Source organism: Micromonospora sp. U21 (assembly GCF_018070045.1).
Taxonomy (GTDB): Bacteria; Actinomycetota; Actinomycetes; order Mycobacteriales; family Micromonosporaceae; genus Micromonospora.
In genome coordinates, this window is the sequence record NZ_JAGPYK010000007.1 from 96,354 (window position 1) to 109,429 (window position 13,076).

20 protein-coding genes and 1 pseudogene are annotated in these 13,076 nt (G+C 72.3%); 14 read left to right on the plus strand and 7 right to left on the minus strand.

Annotation, left to right across the window (positions count from 1 at the left end; all coding sequences use genetic code 11):
- The first annotated feature begins 294 nt into the window (after window positions 1-294).
- The 8 genes from KBX63_RS11770 to KBX63_RS11805 all read left to right on the plus strand — a co-directional run bounded on the left by KBX63_RS11770 (window position 295) and on the right by KBX63_RS11805 (window position 4,546).
- A complete protein-coding gene (locus tag KBX63_RS11770) occupies window positions 295-531 on the plus strand; it encodes a hypothetical protein (RefSeq protein ID WP_210911049.1) in 237 nt (78 codons plus the stop codon).
- Window positions 518-868 carry a hypothetical protein gene (locus tag KBX63_RS11775; protein WP_210911050.1) on the plus strand — a complete coding sequence of 117 codons (351 nt, stop codon included), beginning with the start codon at window positions 518-520 and terminating at the stop codon, window positions 866-868. The genes KBX63_RS11770 and KBX63_RS11775 overlap by 14 nt, the downstream gene beginning before the upstream one ends.
- Window positions 865-2,082 carry a hypothetical protein gene (locus KBX63_RS11780; RefSeq protein WP_210911051.1) on the plus strand — a complete coding sequence of 406 codons (1,218 nt, stop codon included), beginning with the start codon at window positions 865-867 and terminating at the stop codon, window positions 2,080-2,082. The genes KBX63_RS11775 and KBX63_RS11780 overlap by 4 nt, the downstream gene beginning before the upstream one ends.
- On the plus strand, window positions 2,079-2,900 hold the full coding sequence (locus KBX63_RS11785; protein WP_210911052.1) for a hypothetical protein: 822 nt from the start codon (window positions 2,079-2,081) through the stop codon (window positions 2,898-2,900). Before KBX63_RS11780 ends, KBX63_RS11785 begins: the two co-directional genes overlap by 4 nt.
- A 158-nt stretch (window positions 2,901-3,058) precedes the next feature.
- Window positions 3,059-3,412 carry a hypothetical protein gene (locus KBX63_RS11790; protein ID WP_210911053.1) on the plus strand — a complete coding sequence of 118 codons (354 nt, stop codon included), beginning with the start codon at window positions 3,059-3,061 and terminating at the stop codon, window positions 3,410-3,412.
- Complete coding sequence (locus KBX63_RS11795) at window positions 3,409-3,591, plus strand: hypothetical protein (RefSeq protein ID WP_210911054.1); 183 nt, start codon at window positions 3,409-3,411, stop codon at window positions 3,589-3,591. The genes KBX63_RS11790 and KBX63_RS11795 overlap by 4 nt, the downstream gene beginning before the upstream one ends.
- Before the next feature lie 137 nt (window positions 3,592-3,728).
- A complete protein-coding gene (locus KBX63_RS11800) occupies window positions 3,729-4,316 on the plus strand; it encodes a hypothetical protein (RefSeq protein ID WP_210911055.1) in 588 nt (195 codons plus the stop codon).
- Window positions 4,316-4,546 carry a hypothetical protein gene (locus KBX63_RS11805; RefSeq protein ID WP_210911056.1) on the plus strand — a complete coding sequence of 77 codons (231 nt, stop codon included), beginning with the start codon at window positions 4,316-4,318 and terminating at the stop codon, window positions 4,544-4,546. Before KBX63_RS11800 ends, KBX63_RS11805 begins: the two co-directional genes overlap by 1 nt.
- 161 nt (window positions 4,547-4,707) lie before the next feature.
- On the opposite strand, the gene KBX63_RS11810 is transcribed toward KBX63_RS11805, so the two are convergent.
- From KBX63_RS11810 to KBX63_RS11835, 6 genes are all read right to left on the minus strand, one after another.
- Window positions 4,708-4,947: a hypothetical protein gene (locus KBX63_RS11810; RefSeq protein WP_210911057.1), complete on the minus strand. Its 240-nt coding sequence runs from the start codon at window positions 4,945-4,947 to the stop codon at window positions 4,708-4,710.
- A 144-nt stretch (window positions 4,948-5,091) separates the two neighbouring features.
- Complete coding sequence (locus tag KBX63_RS11815; RefSeq protein WP_210911058.1) at window positions 5,092-7,113, minus strand: FtsK/SpoIIIE domain-containing protein; 2,022 nt, start codon at window positions 7,111-7,113, stop codon at window positions 5,092-5,094.
- Window positions 7,114-7,115: 2 nt separating this feature from the next.
- Window positions 7,116-7,307: a hypothetical protein gene (locus KBX63_RS11820; protein ID WP_210911059.1), complete on the minus strand. Its 192-nt coding sequence runs from the start codon at window positions 7,305-7,307 to the stop codon at window positions 7,116-7,118.
- Window positions 7,300-7,995: a DUF2637 domain-containing protein gene (locus tag KBX63_RS11825; protein ID WP_210911060.1), complete on the minus strand. Its 696-nt coding sequence runs from the start codon at window positions 7,993-7,995 to the stop codon at window positions 7,300-7,302. The genes KBX63_RS11820 and KBX63_RS11825 overlap by 8 nt, the downstream gene beginning before the upstream one ends.
- Window positions 7,992-8,174, minus strand: a complete 183-nt coding sequence (locus KBX63_RS11830; RefSeq protein WP_210911061.1) for a hypothetical protein — start codon at window positions 8,172-8,174, stop codon at window positions 7,992-7,994. Before KBX63_RS11830 ends, KBX63_RS11825 begins: the two co-directional genes overlap by 4 nt.
- The gene (locus KBX63_RS11835; protein ID WP_210911062.1) at window positions 8,171-8,512 is read right to left on the minus strand and encodes a hypothetical protein; all 342 of its coding nucleotides are present in this window, start codon (window positions 8,510-8,512) and stop codon (window positions 8,171-8,173) included. The genes KBX63_RS11830 and KBX63_RS11835 overlap by 4 nt, the downstream gene beginning before the upstream one ends.
- A gap of 85 nt (window positions 8,513-8,597) precedes the next feature.
- Between KBX63_RS11835 and KBX63_RS11840 the strand changes: the two are divergent.
- The 6 genes and pseudogenes from KBX63_RS11840 to KBX63_RS11865 all read left to right on the plus strand — a co-directional run.
- Window positions 8,598-9,215: pseudogene (locus KBX63_RS11840) on the plus strand (ATPase, T2SS/T4P/T4SS family); the annotation flags it as partial.
- Complete coding sequence (locus KBX63_RS36405; protein ID WP_307871692.1) at window positions 9,188-10,450, plus strand: hypothetical protein; 1,263 nt, start codon at window positions 9,188-9,190, stop codon at window positions 10,448-10,450. The pseudogene KBX63_RS11840 and the gene KBX63_RS36405, both read left to right, overlap by 28 nt.
- Window positions 10,450-11,121, plus strand: a complete 672-nt coding sequence (locus KBX63_RS11850; protein ID WP_210911063.1) for a type II secretion system F family protein — start codon at window positions 10,450-10,452, stop codon at window positions 11,119-11,121. The genes KBX63_RS36405 and KBX63_RS11850 overlap by 1 nt, the downstream gene beginning before the upstream one ends.
- 21 nt (window positions 11,122-11,142) lie before the next feature.
- Window positions 11,143-11,310, plus strand: a complete 168-nt coding sequence (locus KBX63_RS11855; protein ID WP_184180752.1) for a DUF4244 domain-containing protein — start codon at window positions 11,143-11,145, stop codon at window positions 11,308-11,310.
- A gap of 71 nt (window positions 11,311-11,381) precedes the next feature.
- Window positions 11,382-11,753 carry a TadE family type IV pilus minor pilin gene (locus KBX63_RS11860; RefSeq protein ID WP_210911233.1) on the plus strand — a complete coding sequence of 124 codons (372 nt, stop codon included), beginning with the start codon at window positions 11,382-11,384 and terminating at the stop codon, window positions 11,751-11,753.
- Window positions 11,754-11,893: 140 nt separating this feature from the next.
- On the plus strand, window positions 11,894-12,214 hold the full coding sequence (locus KBX63_RS11865) for an Rv3654c family TadE-like protein (protein ID WP_374102212.1): 321 nt from the start codon (window positions 11,894-11,896) through the stop codon (window positions 12,212-12,214).
- A gap of 229 nt (window positions 12,215-12,443) precedes the next feature.
- Here KBX63_RS11865 and KBX63_RS11870 read toward each other — a convergent pair whose 3' ends face one another.
- Window positions 12,444-13,022, minus strand: coding sequence for a hypothetical protein (locus KBX63_RS11870; RefSeq protein ID WP_210911065.1), 579 nt, complete (start codon window positions 13,020-13,022; stop codon window positions 12,444-12,446).
- Window positions 13,023-13,076: the final 54 nt, after the last annotated feature.

The window sequence follows — 13,076 nt, forward strand, 5'->3', positions numbered from 1 at the left end:
CAACCGGGGACGACTTGATCCGCTCCACCTCCCTAGAAGGCGAGCAGACCCATGCACAACCCTAGCGACACTGCGTCGCAGCGTCTGTACCGGATCTTCGGTGCTAGCCTCATGGCAGAACTGCGGGATAGGCAGAAACCGCCTCATGGGCGCCGGTCGGAGTCGCCGATCGGGCGTGAGGGGCGCCGAGGGGCTAGCCGCGGGCACTCAGAGAGTGCAGGAGTTCCCTCCTGGCTGGTCGGGCTAGCCGACCGAGGGGGCAAGGACTCCGCCGGCCCGGAGGCCGGTCCGCCAATGAAGCTGCCACCGCTGAACCCCGACCAGCGCAGGAAGCGCTCTGCCATCGCCCACAAGCGGCGATACACCCCCGACGACCCGGACACCATCGCCGCTCAGCGCGATTTCCGGGCCGAGCGCGCCGAGGACTACATCCGGCGCCTTGTCGATGAGGCCCCGCCGCTGACCGAAGAGCAGCGCGCCCGGCTCGCCGCCCTCCTGACGGGCGGGGGTGGCCAGAATGCAGCCGCATGAGAAAAGCCGCCCCAGGGGTAGTGAGGCGGCCCTCCAGCAGGTCGGCGAGACCACGCTCAGCCTACCGCCTGCCCTGCACGAGCAGGCCGAGTGGGAAGCCGCCCACCAGTACGCCGAGGGTTGGGCTGCCGGGTACGCCGCCGCAGAGCGCGCCATCGCCGAAGAGATCACCCGGGCGATCGGCATCAAGCCGTACGACCGGCGCGACGTCATCCGCTGGCTGATCCGCACCATCGGTCAACCGGCCACCCGCCGGCCCGAGCCCTACTCGACGCCGGCCAACGGCACCGAACTCGGTGTGGCCGCGCGTGACGTGCTCGGGAGGTGGGCGGCGTGAGTGACGCCCTGGTCGTCGACCGCGCCATCGCCGCCGGCTTCATCGACCCCACCGAAGAGGCGTTCCCCGTTCCCGACACTAGGGGTGGGGAACGGGGGAACGCCCTCTATTTCGACGTTGCCGCCATGCTCGACGGCGGTCTACCCGACCCGCCTGCGCCCGTGCTGCTGCACCGCGACGACGGCAATGCCATCTTCTACGCCGGGCAAGTCAACCTCATCTTCGGCGACCCGGAGTCGGGCAAGACGCTCGTCGCGCAGGCCGCCGCAGCGGAGGCGCTGATCGCCGGTCGGAAGGTGCTGTTCGTCGACATCGACCACAACGGCGCGCAGGCCACCATCTCCCGGTTCCTCGACATGGAGGTGCCAGAGGAGACGTTGCGTAACCCTGACCTGTTCCGGTACGTCGAGCCCGAGGACAAGCCGCACCTGATGGCTGTCGTCAAGGACGCCAAGCGGTGGCACCCCGCCGTCGCGGTGGTCGACTCCGTGGGCGAGCTGCTGCCGCTGATGGGCCTCAGCAGCAACTCCCCGGACGACTTCACCCTCGCCCACACGGGCGTGCTCAAGCCGCTGGCGATGGCCGGCGCCGCGGTGCTGGCCATCGACCACCTGCCGAAGAACACCGAGAGCCGTGCCAGCGGGCCGACCGGCACCGCAGCCAAGCGCCGGGCCGTCGGCGGCGTGTCCATCCGCGTCACCATCAACGAGCAGTTCACGCCCGGTCGTGGCGGGTCGGCGTTCCTCAGCGTCAACAAGGACCGGCACGGCGGTCTCCGGCGGCACTGCCCGGCCGAGGGCAAGGAGCCGAGCGCCGGCCTGTTCAAGCTGGACAGCAGCACCGAACGGCTCCGCTGGACGGTCACCACGCCGCAGCTCGGCGAGGCCGCCGCCGCTGCCGGCGTCAACCTCGACGACCTGGCCGAGCTGGACCGGCTCGACCCGCCGCCGTCGAGCGTGCGGGACGTCAAGGAGCGGCTGCGGTGGCGCAGCGACCGGGCCGCCGCATCGCTCAAGGAATGGCGTTCCCGCCGTTCCCACGACGTTCCCGGGGAACAGGGAACGGCCGGTGATGGCGTTCCCCTGTTCCCGCCCCTAGGTGTGGGGAACGGGGAACAGCCCACCAACCCGCACCACTGGTGGGTCGGCAGCAACCGGCCCGAGCACCCCGACTGCGCCGGCTGCGCAGCACTACGACCAGGAGACGCAGCATGAGCCGCATCGACTGGCCCGCCATCATCACCAGGGCCGCCGCGATCGTCCGCACGTACTCGACCGGCGTCACTCTGCGCCAGCTCCACTACCGGCTCGTGTCGGAGCAGCTCTACCCGAACACCCAGTCGGCGTACAAGCGGCTGTCCTCACTGACCGCAGAGGGCCGCCGCAACGGCACCTTCCCCGACCTGATGGACCGCGGTCGGATCATCCACGAGTACACCTCGTTCGCTGACCCCGAGCACGCACTCGACTCGCTGCTGTCCTGGTACCGCGTCGACCGCACCGAGGATCAGGACGTGTCCCTGTACCTCGGTGTGGAGAAGGCCGGCATGGTCGAGCAGCTGCGCGCCTGGTTCGGTCACCTCGGCCTCCCAGTGCTCGCCCTCGGCGGATACGCGTCACAGTCCTACGTCCGCGATGTCGTCGACCACCAGCGCGAACGTGGCCGGCCGGCGGTGCTGCTCTACGCCGGCGACCACGACCCCTCCGGTGAGGACATCGACCGGGACTTCACCGCCCGCACCGACTGCTGGCAGGAAGTACGCCGAGTCGCACTGTCCGCCGAGCAGGTGCGGCAGTACCGGCTGCCACCCAACCCGGGCAAGGCTGAGGACTCACGGGCTGGTGCGTTCGTGGCCCGGCACGGCGAACTGGTCCAGGTGGAGCTCGACGCGCTAGACCCGGCCGACCTGCGTCAGCTGTTCACCGCCGCTATCGCCGAGTTCTGGGACACGTCCGCGTACGAGTCGGCGATAGCCCGGGAGGCTGCCGACCGTGCTGCGCTGGCGCGGGTGGCGGAGGGATGGTCGCAGTGACCAGCAACAACCCGCTGAGAGCCACGCAGAGCCATGATCCCGGCATCCCGAGGGGTACGGGTACCCCCGTTTTTTCTCCTGCCCTACGGGGGGCCACCTCACGAATGCAGTGGATCTATCTCTGCGAGACCTGAAACGATCGGGAAGGTAGGTCGATCATGACCAGACCAGCGGCCCCAAAGGGCCTGGGAACGGCCGGAAGCCGGCTGTGGCGGTCCGTACTGGACGCATTCGAGCTGAGCGAGCAGGGGTTGACCCTCCTCCGGCAGGCGTCCCGTACGGCTGACCTGTGCGACCAGCTGCAGGCCGTTGTGGACGTCGAGGGGCCGATGGTGTCGGCGAAGGACGACGGGCAGCGGGCGCATCCGGCGCTGGTTGAGCTGCGGCAGCAGCGGATCACCTTGGCGCGCTTGCTGGTGGCGTTGCGGGTGCCGATCGGGGATGACGACGACGCGGTCCGGACTCAGCGGCGGGGTATCCGCGGCGTGTACGGCGGGCGGGGTGCGGCGTGAGGCGCCGCCACCAGAACGGGCACCAGCGGCCGTTCCCGCCGGAGCTGCTCGACCTGCCGTTGCCGTTGTCGGATGCGGACCGGGCGCGGGTGGAGGTGGCGCGTGAGGCGGCCGGCTGGTCGATCATCGACTACCTGCGGGCGCGGGGCGACCGGCGTCGGGCGCGGCTCCAAGGATAAGTAGACGCACTACAGGTAGGCTGACTACACCGCCTCGACGGGTGGGACGTGCGACCGGGCGGGCCGTTAACGAGCACGCGGCTGACTTGCCCGGCGCACCCACCCCGACAGGCACCCGTCGAGTGTGAGGACAGAGCATGGCGAAGAGTGAGGACCGGGTCGTCTCGGTCGATGAGGTGCGGGCGGCGTGGTTCCGGCACGACGCCGGAGAGCCGGAGTGGATCTGCGCGCAGGCCCGGCACATGGGTGTCGAGCCGGACGCGGTGGACGTGTTCGGCCGGCCGGCGTTCACACCGGCTGCGATCGCCAAGTGGTCGGCTAAGCGTGACGTGCTGGCGCGGGCCGCCGGCGACCATGAGGCCGCGTGGGCGCAGGCGCAGCGGGACTCGAAGGCGTGGCAGGCGCGGCGTACGGCGGCGGTTCGTGACGCGCAGGAAGCCGAGTCCCGTAAGCCGGGCAAGCGGGGCGGCGCCGACTTCGCGGTGGGCACGCTGTCGCAGGGTCCGGAGGATTACGCGCGGGTGCGGGCGGCTGGCCGTCACGCCGGGGAGCAGTTCGAGCGGGCGAACCCGCGGCCGAGGATCAACGGCAACACGCTGCTGCCGCTGGTGTACCTGGACGACGAGAGCGAAGAGGGCTCGCTGGTGGCCCGCGCGGTCGGTGCGGTCCGGGGTCCGAAGGTGACGGATGCCGACCGTGAGGTCGCAGCGGTGGAGGTGCTGTGATGGCAGAGCTGGAGACGAGCGCGGGTGCTCGCGGCATGGGGACGTTCCCGGGTGAGTGGGGCATGCCGGTGGGGTCGCAGTTCTCGGAGGCGCGGGCGGCGTGGGTGGCCGCGCGGGTGCGGGAGCACCGGGCGATGGCGCCGCTGCGGCGTCGGGCCGCCGAGGTGAAGCGGGCCGCCACGGACCGGGTGGTGCGGGAGCGGCAGCTGCTGATGCACCGCGAGCGATAAGACCTCGGCGTCAACGCCACCGCGGCTTGCAGTCGACTGCGCGGGCCACTGCGGAGCGATGGCGGGAAGTCCCAGTCTTCCGGGGCGTAGATCCGCCAGCGTCGAGCGTGAAGCGGCCCGGCACCCCCAGAGAGTGGGGTGCCGGGCCGCTCTCTGTTCGGTCAGGCTGCCTCGCGTGCTGTGCGCCGGGCGCGGTTCCACAGTCGCCGGCCGAACCGGAGCCGCTTCCCCGTGCGGTTGCACCAGCCGCACGGGCGGGACAGCTTCCGCTTCCGCTTGCTGCGGTGGTGGCCCTTACCGTCGCACAGCCAGCAGTCGCGGAATGGCCGGATGATGCACGAGCCGGCGTAGGCCAGGGCGACGACCAGCAGGATGCCGGTCGCGGTGAGGGTGCCTCTCACGGGTGCCTCCCAGGGGCGGTTTTCGGGGGTGCTGGGCGGGGGCCGCGACCACGCGACCACCGGGCGTTTCCACTGCTCAGGGCTGGTCGCGGGCTGGTCGCGGATTCGCGACCAAGGTCCGTGCCGCGACCAGCCCCGCGACCACTACTCGGCCTCGATCTCGCGGCGCTGCTGGGCGGCTTCCAGAGCCGTCCGGCGGGCGCCCTTGATGTTGCTGCGGCCGACCTTCACGTCCTGCGACTCGACGCCGTACGGGGCGAGCGCTTCCCGGACCATGTCGGCGGTGATCCCGGTGTAGAAGTCCGGGGCCAGCTCGGCCAGGCGCTCGGCCAGGACCGCCCACGGCAACCCGGCCTCACCGTTTTGCAGAACGCTCCGGGCGTCGGCGAGCATGTCGCGCATCTCGGCCCGCTTGACGTCCTCACCGATGACGGCCTTGCCGCGCAGCTGCCCGGCGCGGGCGACGATCGCCGCGGTGACCTCCGGCGTCGGGTAGAACGACCGGGCGCTACCCGGCTTGTCCACGCCGACCATCACGCCCCAGCCGGCGTCGACACCGGGGCGGTAGACGGTGGCGGTCATGCCCCGCTTGTACGCCCCGGTCCCGAGGATCATGTCGTTTTCAACCTGGCCGAGCACCGACAGGCACCAGCGGGTGGTGATGCACCTGGTGATGTTGGGCGGCAGGCTGTCCTTGTCGGGGATCTGCGTGGCCAGGCAGAAGATGATCCCGAGCGCCCGCCCCCGCTTGATGGCCCGTTCGCACGCTGCGGCGGCACCGGGTACGGCCGCGAACAGCTCGTGGACCTCGTCGAGCAGGATGAACACGGGATGCAGCCCTGACCCGCGCTTCGCGGCCAGTTCGGGGGTCACCTTGCCCTCGGGGGCGTCGCCGCGCTTCTTGGCCTCGAGGATCCGCTTACCGCGCCGCTCACACTCGGCGAGCGCCCACGTGATGATGTTGCTGCCCGTCTCGAACGCGTCGTCATCGACGCCCACGGCGTAGGTGGAGCACAGCCTCTGAACGTCGAGGAAGTCCCCGACGCCCTTGAATTCGGCGACCTTGAGCTCGACGGTGGGGTCGAGCATGGCGATGGTGAGCAGCGTCCGGGCGGCGTAGCTCTTGCCGGAGCCGGGCTGACCGCCGACCAGGAAGTTCCGCGCGAACAGCACGGTCGAGATCGGCCGCTGGCGGGAGTCGGTGGCGAACGGGTTCGACTCAAAGACGCTGGTCCGGGCGTTGTCCGCCGCCAGCGTCCACTTGGGCTGGCCCATCTTGCTGGACGGCTGATACCCGACCCAGAGGTCGACCTGGCCGGGGTGGTCGGGGCCGACCTCGGGCCACACCTGGTCGACGGGCAGGCGCAGCGCGGCGGCGAGGTTGTCGCGCTTCTCCAGCAGCGTCGTGGCCACGATGGCGCCGGGCAGGTTGAAGCGGGCCAGCCACCCGGGTCCGTCCTTGTGGATGCCCGGCGGCGGGAACGTGATCTGCCCCGGCTCCTTCACACCGATGCCCAGCGCCACGACGGCCGCGCGGACCATCTCGCCGGTCAGCTTGGTGAACGCCGCCTTGGTGACGACCCGGTCAACGATCGGCCGGTCAGCGGGCCGCCCGTAGTGCGCGGCGAGCAGCACCAGGGCGGCAACCACGCAGTACCAGCCGACCGGCGGCATGCCGGCCACCTCGAGGCCCGCCAGCAGCACCAGCAGCAGCACGGCAGCACCGCCGACTACCCACCAGCGGGCACCAGACGCCTTCTCCCGGCGGCGGTCCAGCTGCTGCCACGTGTGCGGGTCGTTCTTGCTGGCCGCTTCCTGCCGCAGGTGGAAGTTCTCGCGGCCGCCGACCGCCCACCAGACCACGCTGGCCGACGCCCGCCACGCCCCGCGGGGCGCGTACAGGCTGACCTTGGCGGCGTACTTCGGGCTGCGGGTCACGTGATAGAGGGCGGTGTGCCCGCCGTAGCCGACCGCCCAACGGCCCAGCGCCCGCCGGGCATCCGGGGAGCGCAGCACCGCGGGCACGATGGGCCGGCGCGCGTCGGTGCGGGACACGACGTCGGCGAACGTCGCCCTCCGGTCGGCCGGGTCGACCTGTCCGCCGACCTTGTCGGCCTCGATGATGTGCCGCTCATCGTCGTACTCATCGAACGGGACGACGGTCATGATCAGTACCTCCCTTGCGCCTGGTCGGCGAGGTTCGCGGCGCGGACGGCGGTCACGTCGAGCAGTTCCCGCCGCGAGATGGTGGGTTCGGTCAACTCCTGGTCGATGAACGCGGCCAGCGCGAGCAGCCCGCCAGCGGTGGCGGCGAGACGGGCCTCCAACGTCGGGCACATCTGGCAGTCCTGCTCAGGCACCGGTACTCACCTCCACCGACGTGCCGTTGACGCGGGTTTCCGCAGCTACCGGGCCGGTTGGTGACGGCAGATAGCGGCGCGCGGTGGACTCGCTCACGCCCGCCTTGGCGGCGACCTGGGCGACCGTTCCGGTGGGCAGTTTGGCGGCAGCCTTGGCCACCTTCTGCGCGCTGGTGAGGGAACGGGGACGTGTCCGCGTGACGGCCGGCTTGGCGTCAGGCTCGACCGGCGGTGACGCCACCGGGCCGATCGGCTGGGCGTAGTCCCACGGGTCGACCGGTGCCGGTTCGTCGACCAGCTCGACGGGCGCCGCGACGGGCAGCGGCTTGCCGGACCGGGCGAGCACCTCGACGGCCAGGAGGAAGCTCACCGCCGGCACAGCGGCGACCAGACGGGCGGTCACGGTCGACTCGGCCGACGCCACGTTGGCGGCGAGTGTGGCGAGGATGCCGAACACCAGTGCGACCCGGGCGGACAGCCGCGGGCGCCGCTGGTGCCGCTTGTCGTCGAGCATCGCCAGGGTGGCCACCAGGATCAGGCCGTCGATGGCCAGCGGCAGCACCGCCGCGACGCCCTGGTGCTCGCCCGCCTCAGTGGCCACGTCGTAGATGTGGCGGTAGGACGCGAAGCCGGCCACCGCCGCCACGAGGGCGGCAGCGGCGCGGCTGGTGAAGGTGGTCAGGTTCACCGGGAAAGCTCCTTCGGACGGTCGGCGTAGGCGGCCTCACGGCGGCTCGGCAGGTCACCAGCGGCGCGGATCGCGGCGCCGTGCTGATCGGCGTGCCGGTAGACCAGGGCGCGGGCGATGAGGAAAACGGTGGTGGGGACGCCCACCCCGCCGGGGATGATCAGCAGTAGCCACCTCATCGGGCACCGCCCATCAGCTCGCGGACCTCTTCGGCGGTGTCGTACGAGCACCGGAACCACTCGGCGAGGGTGCTCACAGGCGTCACAGCGACCTTGGCGCACCAGGCGTCCAAGTCGGCGACCTGCTCGGGCGTCAGCGGCGGCATGGTCGAGGCGACCGCGGTCACGTCCGCCTCGCTGCGAAGCCGGGCGCCCATGCAGAACGCCTGGTACGCGGTCAGGCCGTAGAACTCAGCGGCGTCGAGCACCGCCAAGCGGTCGAGTCGGGGAAGGCCCACCGTTGCGGCGGTGGAGAGCCGGCAGCGTGCCGGTACGGGTGCAGTGGCTGTGATGGTCACGTGCTCTGCCCTTCTAGGGAGGGTGAGCGGCCGAACCAGCGTTGCGAGCGCTTCGGTTGACCGCCGTAGCACATTGCTACGTGTGGGCAAGACGACGCTGCTCAACACGCTGCTCGGGTTGGTCCCGGCCACCGAACGGATCGTGCTGGTGGAGGACGCCGCCGAGCTGCATCCGGGGCATCCGCACGTGGTGGGGCTCCAGGCGCGTACCGCCAACGTTGAGGGAACGGGTGTGGTCAGCCTCGCCGACCTCGTCCGGCAGGCGTTGCGGATGCGCCCGGACCGGCTGGTGGTCGGGGAGTGCCGGGGCGGTGAGGTGGTCGACCTGTTGGCTGCGCTCAACACCGGCCACGACGGGGGCGCCGGCACCCTCCACGCCAACACCCCGTCCGACGTACCGGCCCGGCTCGAGGCGCTCGGCATGCTGGGTGGGCTGCCCCGCGCCGCGCTGCACGCCCAGGTGGCCGCCGCGTTGCAGGTGCTGCTCCAGGTACGACGTGGTGACCGGGGACGGGTCCTGGAGTCGATTTGCCTGCTGCTCCCGGAGGGGCCCGACCGGGTGGTTACCGTGGTGCCCGCCTGGGTCCGCGGTCGAGGGCTCGGGCTCGCCGCCCGTGCGCTGGGCGCTCTGTTGCGGGACCGTGGCGTAGCGGCGCCGCCGATCCTCAGCGAGCCGTGGCCCGGATCGGCGGGTCCGGCATGACCGGCGGCGCGGTGCTGGTGGCGGCGCTGCTGCTGGCGGCCGCGGCCCTGGTGGCCTGGCCCGTGCAGAGCATCCGGGCCCGCCGCCGTCGGGTGCTGACGCCACCGGTCCGGGAGAACTCCGGTGCTGATCCGGACGACGCGCTGGTCGACTGGATCAGAGGACTCGGCCGCGGGCTGGACGTCCCGGCCGATGGGCTCGGCACTCTGCCTTCCTCGGGCCACCAGCCGCCGGGAGCCCCGAGCTTCGGCGGCGGGCGGACGCTGGTCGGCTGGTCCACCAGGGACGTCAACGCCGGCCAGCGCTGGCCCAGAGTGGCAGGTGGGTCATCGGGGTCCACGCGACCCGCAGGTCCGGCACGTCCGCCGACTCGGCGTGACCCTCGTGGTCCGGCCGGCACCGCTCGGGTGGTGGCCATCGCCCCGGACGCCGAACGGCGCGCCGCCACGTCCGTCTCCGCGCCAGTGATCGAAGCGGACGTGCCGGGTCGGGCTGCTGCGTCCAGCGTGGTGACGGTCGACGGTCGCGGGGCAGTCGACAGCTGCGGAAACCGGGCCGTCGACCCGATGACCCCGACCGCCGGGCCTGATGGGGAGCGAGCCGCACACACCTCGGTGCGCGCCCCGCGATCGTCGGCACGCATGCTTCTGCTGGTCGGCCTGGTGGGGGCCGGTGTCGGTGCCGCGTTCGGCGGTCCGGTGGCCGCGGTCGCGGTGGGCGGCTACGGCACGCTGGCCGCGCGCGCTCTGCTGCGCTGGCGCGCGAACCGGCACGCCGAGCGGATCCGGCGGCGCGGGTTGGACCAGCTCTGCGGTCTCGCGGCGGATCTCAGGGCGGGCCTGCCCGTTCCGCCGGCCATCGAGATCGCCACCGCCGGTGGACCGGACGGGCCGGACCGACTTGCCCAGCTGACCTCGGCGGCGGTGCGGCTGGCGGACCGGACCGGCGCGCCGCTGGCGGAGCTCGTCGAGCGGATCGAGGCGGACGCCCGTGCGACCGATCGAGGGCTGTCCGCCGCCGCGGCACAGGCGGCCGGGGCGCGGGCCACCGCCTGGTTGCTCGCGGCCCTGCCGATCGGCGGGATCGGGCTCGGTTACGGGATCGGCGTGGATCCGGTGGCGGTGCTCCTGCACAGCACGGTCGGCGGGGTCTGCGCGGTTCTCGCGGTCGTCCTGCAGGTCATCGGCCTGCTCTGGGCCGAGCGGCTGGGCGCTACGCCGGGGCGGGCCGGCTGATGTCCCGAACGGTGGCGGACTCCCGATGGAGGGCTCGAACCGGCTCGTCGGTCAACGCGGCAGCGGGCGGCCGGCGACGGCCGGACGCGATCCGGCTCGCCGCAGGTCTGGGCGGGCTCGCCGTGGCCGTCGTCGTCGGAGGCTGGTTCGGGCTGCTCGGCGCGGTCCCGACCGCGTTCCTGCTGGACCTGCTGCTGCGGCGGATCGAGTCGCCAGTTGCGCGCAGGCGGCGACTTCGAGAGGTCGCCGATCTGCCGCTCGCCGCCGACCTGCTGGCCGCGGCGATGCGGGCCGGCGCCCCGGTGGACCGCTCTGTGCTGGCCGTAGCCGAGGCGTTGGACGGCCCGCTCGCCAGCCGGCTGGCCCGGGTCGGCCGCTCCCTGCTGCTCGGCGGCGGCCCGGCGGAGGCGTGGTCCGCGCTCGACGGCGTGCCGGGCGCGGAGCGGTTGACCGCGGCCGCGTTCCGCTCGGCCAACAGCGGAGCCGCCCTGGCCGGTGCGTTGACCCGGCTCGCCGATGACCTGCGCGCCGACCGGGCCACCGCCGCCGAGGCGTCGGCCCGTCGGGCTGGCGTGCTCATCGTCCTGCCGCTGGGGCTCTGCTTCCTACCGGCGTTCATTCTCGCCGGCCTGGTGCCGGTGATCGTCGCCGTCCTCGGCGACGTGCTCTGACCCATCGAGAAGGGAAACAGCATGCGCAAACTCATCGCCCGCCTGCACGGCGACGCAGGGATGAACACCGCCGAATACGCCGTGGGCACTCTCGCCGCGGTCGCCTTCGCGGGGATCCTGTTGAAGGTGTTGACCTCCGGCAACGTGCAGTCGGCGCTGACCGCCGTCATCGACCGGGCGCTCAAGTGATCGGGCGCCGGCAGACCGGCCGCGATCGAGGGCCGGGCACCACCGGGTGGGCGGCCGGCGGCGGACGGAGAATCCGCGTCGCCGACCGGACAGCCGGCGGGGACCGCGGATCCTTCACCGCCGAACTGGCGGCCGGCCTGCCGGCGCTGCTTCTGCTCCTGCTCACCGGGCTGACCGCGGTCAACGCGGTCAGCACCCGGGCGAGCTGCCTGCACGCGGCCCGGGAGGCGGCGCTGGCCGCCGCCCGGGGCGCGGACGGCAGCGCCGACGGCCCGCGCGCGGCGCCGCCGGGAGCCGCGGTGTCGGTGTCGATCGACGGCGACCGGGCGCAGGCGACGGTCCGGGCGCCCGTACGCGCGTTGGGCAGTCGCCTCCCGCGGATCACCGTGGTCGCCACCGCCGTCGCGGCCGTGGAACCCGGGGCCACGGAGGAGAGCCGATGAACCGATGCCCAGGCGGGCCGGAGCACCAGACCAGGAGGACGGGCCAGGCGCACCTCCGGCATGGGCGACCGCATACCGGGCGGCCGTACGGCGAGAGGTCGGACGCCGAGCGGGCGGATCCTGAGCGAGGTGGGGCAACCGTGCTACTGCTCGCGGTGGGTCTGGTCTTCGTGCTGGCGGGGACGTACGGCGCCGCCGTCGCCTCGGCCGCGATGGCGGCGCAACGGGCGGCGGTGGCAGCCGACCTGAGTGCGCTGGCCGGGGCCGCCAGGGCGATCGACGGCGACGTGACAGCGTGCGGGTCCGCCGCCGACATCGCCGCTCGCAACGGCGGCCGGCTGGTGGAGTGTCGTACCGACGGGCTGGATGTGCTGGTGACCGTCGAGGTGGCGGTCACGCCACTGCCCGGCCTGACCCGGGTCGTGGCGTCAACGGCCCGCGCTGGCCCGGTCCGCGGCTGAACGGTGCTCGGCTCGCACCTGGTCGACCGGCCACCACGGGCCGGGTGCGTCGTTGCGGCTGGACGACACTGTGGAGCTGAATCGCGGCATCGGTCGCGATTCGTCTGCGACATCAACTCCAGAGGGGCTGCAAACAACCGGCAGCCGCCTGCTGGCCGGGACGCGGACCGACGGGCCCGTGTCCCGGCCAGCGGGCGAAGAGGTGAGTGGCTCGGTGAGCCGGGGTGCGTCAGCGGGCCTGGAGCGCGTCGAGGGCGACGGCCATGGCGATGACCAGGCGCCGGTCGATCTGCGGGTTCTGCACCTCGACGATGTACTTGTCGCGCAGGCCCCACTTTTTCACGACCGAGAAGACGGGCTGGCCGCCGGCGGTGAAGTCGAAGTGGTACGGCAGCCAGGACAACGAGTCGACGAACCGGCGCAGCAGCGCCACCGGCATGCTGCGCTCCTGGCCCGTAACCTGCGGCAGGCCGGTCTGCTCGACGTGCCAGGTGGAACGGAGCAGCGACTGGGCGAAGTCCTTGCGGAACAGGCCGATCGGGTTGCCGGCCGCGTCGGTCACGTCGTACGTGGCGCCCAGGTCGATGCGCTGGCGAGCCTTGAAGCCGAGCAGGGGCTGCTGCTTGGAGTCGTCGGTGTAGATCGTCACCTGCTCCTTGAAGGCGAGCCGCTTCTGCTGTGCGAAGGCCAGCAGCTCACCCTCGGTGCCGTCCGGCGAGGCCGCCCGGACCTCGTACTGGTTGACCATCATTCGCAGCCGCTGCCGGATGTGGAAATGCTGCAGGGTCTGCAAGTTGTCGAGCTGCATCTGATCTCCTCTGGGGGACTGTGCGCCGGAGTCTCGCACAGCCCGGCGACCGCT

What these genes read in the sequence shown, in the direction of transcription:
- KBX63_RS11850 (WP_210911063.1), top strand. Translation starts at nt 10,450, where the DNA reads ATGTCCCGAACGGTGGCGGACTCCCGATGGAGGGCTCGAACCGGCTCG.
- KBX63_RS11770 (WP_210911049.1), top strand. Translation starts at nt 295, where the DNA reads ATGAAGCTGCCACCGCTGAACCCCGACCAGCGCAGGAAGCGCTCTGCC.
- KBX63_RS11790 (WP_210911053.1), top strand. Translation starts at nt 3,059, where the DNA reads ATGACCAGACCAGCGGCCCCAAAGGGCCTGGGAACGGCCGGAAGCCGG.
- KBX63_RS11815 (WP_210911058.1), bottom strand. Translation starts at nt 7,113, where the DNA reads ATGACCGTCGTCCCGTTCGATGAGTACGACGATGAGCGGCACATCATC.
- KBX63_RS11775 (WP_210911050.1), top strand. Translation starts at nt 518, where the DNA reads ATGCAGCCGCATGAGAAAAGCCGCCCCAGGGGTAGTGAGGCGGCCCTC.
- KBX63_RS11870 (WP_210911065.1), bottom strand. Translation starts at nt 13,022, where the DNA reads ATGCAGCTCGACAACTTGCAGACCCTGCAGCATTTCCACATCCGGCAG.
- KBX63_RS11800 (WP_210911055.1), top strand. Translation starts at nt 3,729, where the DNA reads ATGGCGAAGAGTGAGGACCGGGTCGTCTCGGTCGATGAGGTGCGGGCG.
- KBX63_RS11830 (WP_210911061.1), bottom strand. Translation starts at nt 8,174, where the DNA reads ATGAGGTGGCTACTGCTGATCATCCCCGGCGGGGTGGGCGTCCCCACC.
- KBX63_RS11785 (WP_210911052.1), top strand. Translation starts at nt 2,079, where the DNA reads ATGAGCCGCATCGACTGGCCCGCCATCATCACCAGGGCCGCCGCGATC.
- KBX63_RS11805 (WP_210911056.1), top strand. Translation starts at nt 4,316, where the DNA reads ATGGCAGAGCTGGAGACGAGCGCGGGTGCTCGCGGCATGGGGACGTTC.
- KBX63_RS11855 (WP_184180752.1), top strand. Translation starts at nt 11,143, where the DNA reads ATGCGCAAACTCATCGCCCGCCTGCACGGCGACGCAGGGATGAACACC.